Below are 1,172 nucleotides of genomic sequence, written 5' to 3'. Positions count from 1 at the left end.
CTCAATAAAAAGTTTAATCTCTTCGCTCAAATTACTTTGAGTCTTAATTTTAAGACGTCTAAAAGAATTGCTGGTTTATTTTACTTAACTTATTTTCTGTTCAATTTTCAAAGACCATTTTCTCCATCGCTCTCAAGCGACTTCCTTATCTTATCACTTATGCATTTCATTGTCAACAGTTTTTTATTTTTTTAACTTGCTGATGTATTTGCCTTAGCGACATAAAATATAATATCATCAATATTAACATAATATTATCTTAAAAATAGTAATTATTCTATATTATATTTATTATACTCTATTTTTCTTATATTTTCTTAATTTATATTATATTGATATACAAGGTAATGTTTATTTACTTTTTCAGATTATTCAGAGTATATTTCAATATCAACATCAATAATTAATGCATATTCTAACCATTTTTAGATTATAAAATTCCTTTATATTAAAACTTTCTAATATCTTCATATACATTTAAAATCTGTGTAGTAAACATAAAAAATCTTATTCTAAGCTCTTTAAGGCTAGCTAAGTGCTATACACAAATAAATTATATGTCCAATAGATATAACTTTATTTTTTATAATCTAATATCTTTTACGTAAATTCTTCAAATTAATGAAAATCAATTATGTTGATAATTACTATTTATTAATATATAATGTTGTTTATATTGAGATATATAAAAAGGAGTGTATTAAATGAATTCACAAGAAAAAAATAATAATAAATCACAAGAGGTAGTAGCCCCTAAGAAAGTTAAATATCAATGCCTACACACAACAGAAGCTAAAGAATGTACTTGTATAAGAAGCAAAGGCTTAGTTTTAACAAAATAATTCGATAATTTAATATATAAAATTAAATTAAAATAAAATTATATAACAAAAAAAGACTTAAGAATAAATTCTTAAGTCTTTTTTAATGACCTGGCAACGTTCTACTCTCCCACACAGTCTCCCATGCAGTACCATCGACGCTGTAGAGCTTAACTTTCCTGTTCGGAATGGAAAGGAGTGTTTCCTCTACGCCATCATCACCAGATTTCAGAGTGTTCTCTGAAAATTGCACATGAATTAATTTTAAGCCTGTTTTTTATTGGTCAAGCCCTCGACCTATTAGTATCAGTCAGCTAAATATGTTACCACACTTACACCTCTGACCTATCA

General features: G+C 25.9%; 1 protein-coding gene and 1 rRNA gene. One reads left to right on the top strand and one right to left on the bottom strand.

Features of this window, described 5'->3' with window-relative positions; translation table 11 throughout:
• The first annotated feature begins 704 nt into the window (after window positions 1-704).
• Window positions 705-842: a hypothetical protein gene (locus I2A75_RS17845; protein ID WP_195266938.1), complete on the top strand. Its 138-nt coding sequence runs from the start codon at window positions 705-707 to the stop codon at window positions 840-842.
• An 88-nt stretch (window positions 843-930) separates the two neighbouring features.
• On the opposite strand, the gene rrf is transcribed toward I2A75_RS17845, so the two are convergent.
• A 5S ribosomal RNA gene (gene rrf, locus I2A75_RS17840) occupies window positions 931-1,047 on the bottom strand.
• Window positions 1,048-1,172: the final 125 nt, after the last annotated feature.

Source organism: Clostridium sp. 1001275B_160808_H3, assembly GCF_015550425.1.
GTDB lineage: Bacteria > Bacillota > Clostridia > Clostridiales > Clostridiaceae > Clostridium.
This window is presented reverse-complemented; position numbering and strand designations above follow the sequence as displayed.